1 protein-coding gene is annotated in these 2,048 nt (G+C 35.4%); it reads left to right on the forward strand.

All coding sequences use genetic code 11. The features are described 5' to 3' along the window. Positions 1-1,098 precede the first annotated feature (1,098 nt). On the forward strand, positions 1,099-2,043 hold the full coding sequence (locus BG04_RS00070) for a protein rep (RefSeq protein ID WP_034656384.1): 945 nt from the start codon (positions 1,099-1,101) through the stop codon (positions 2,041-2,043). Positions 2,044-2,048: the final 5 nt, after the last annotated feature.

The raw sequence follows: 2,048 nt of genomic DNA on the forward strand, positions 1-2,048 counted from the left end.
GAAGCGAATTAAAATGAGCAAGGGCGCACTTATACATTGTTCCAATGTGTGCGATTGCTTCGCAATAAAAAACAAAACATCCTTTGCGATTTAAGCAAAGGATGTTTTGTTTGCTAATCGGTATCTACTCTTTTAGGGGTACTGCATTAATACAAACTTTGTACCGGTGGTGGAGGCGTCATTGCCTTTTGTTAAAATGAGCAACTTGAGTTGCTTTGAATCGGCTTAAGCCGATAAGTGTTTTGGAAAAAGGTTTTTGGTTTTCTTTTTTACTTAACTTGATTATAGATACACATAAGTCAAAAAAGTTTACTGGAGTAGTGAAATATAAACAAGCGAATTTGAAAAGGGTAAAGAGCGATGAAGATCGCTCTTTTTATTTTTTATTTCCTGTCCCGTAGGGTAACCATTTCTAACCACGTTTTTTGTGGTGTGTAAATGGGCGTTTTCTTTATCGGCACTTTTGAAAAAAGATGCTGCACAATTTGGCTATGCCAATCAACCGATTAAAATCGGTTCGCAATGACAAAACGGAGTTATGTATAATTGCGCCATGTGTTTCTCTACCTGGATATTTTTCTCCTCAAAATCGAGCAAAGTGACACGAAAGGTTCTAGGAAACTTCTTAGCAAGGCAAAACAAAGTTTTGGGGATGTGGTCACGATCCCGTAGCTTGCCCCTAAATTTAGTGAGTGGTTTATGACGGAGGAAAAAACGTAGTCTTTTTGTTGATGAGAAAACCCTTATAGTAAAATTTCGTGAAGTAGGCCCCAGAGGGCGAATTTTCCCGACGGGGTATGCTTTACGGGATTTTAAGGGTAGAGGCTCGCAACCAAAAGGAAACGGCTTTTTCTGAGTAATAAATAGCGAATGGAGGGCGAGAGAAAACACAAAAAAACACCCGCAAAATCGAGGGCGTGAACGTTTTTTTTCTTATCTTGATAATAAGGGTAACATCTTCGATTTGGGTTAATGTCGTTTGACGCTTAGAGCGACAAGGGATATAACGAAAAAAACTTGCCTTTTTTAGGATACTAATGTAGTGTTTTAAGTGTCTAGTTCAAAACAAATACATTAATCCCAAAGGAGCAAGTTTTTATGTCTAAAAGTTTTTCAATTGTTACTGAAAAATATACACCTAAAAAGAAAAAAAATCTAGCATTATTGAATTTTATTAAACCATTAATTTCTGGAAGTAGTTTAGAAATTATAAAGGAGTGTTCAACTTTTCTTATGTTTGCGAGTGATGAAACATTGGAACATAAAAAACAAATAAAGGGCAATTCTTGCAAAAATCGATTTTGTCCGGTTTGTGCGTGGCGTAAGGCAAGAAAAGACGCTTTGAAACTCTCAATCTTAATGAAATACATACAAGCAGAACATCAAAAAGAATTTATTTTTTTAACCCTAACGGCTCCTAATGTATCGGCTGAGGATCTCGATAATGAAATTAAAAAATATAATCAATCTTTCAAAAAATTGATGGAACGAAAAGAAATTAAAAGTATAACAAAAGGCTATGTAAGAAAATTAGAGGTAACCTATAACCAAGAACGGAATGACTATCATCCGCATTTTCATGTGATGATAGCAGTCAATAAAAGTTATTTCAATAAGCCTACTCAATACATAAAACGTGATAAATGGCTTGAGTTATGGCAACAGGTAACGGACAATCCTAGCATTACACAAGTGGATGTCCGTAAGATTAAACAGAACAATCATAAAGAGATTTCTGAAGTTGCGAAGTACTCAGCTAAGGATAGCGACTATTTGATTAACGAGAACGTCTTTAAGACTTTTTACAAAGCTTTAAAAGGTAAAAGGCTTATTGTGTACTCAGGACTCTTCAAAACGGCTTCTAAGCTCTTTGAAGAGGGTGAAATAGATAAATACAAGGAAGTCGATACAACGGAGTATATTTATGCTTTGATGTACTCTTGGGGCAAAGGTAAATATGTCGAGGACGAAAAACGAAAACTAACAGAAGATGAGTATCGAAAGCTTAATAAAAAGTTGATCAATGAATTAGAGATTGAATGAATCCC

The organism is Priestia megaterium NBRC 15308 = ATCC 14581 (assembly GCF_000832985.1).
Taxonomy (GTDB): Bacteria; Bacillota; Bacilli; order Bacillales; family Bacillaceae_H; genus Priestia; species Priestia megaterium.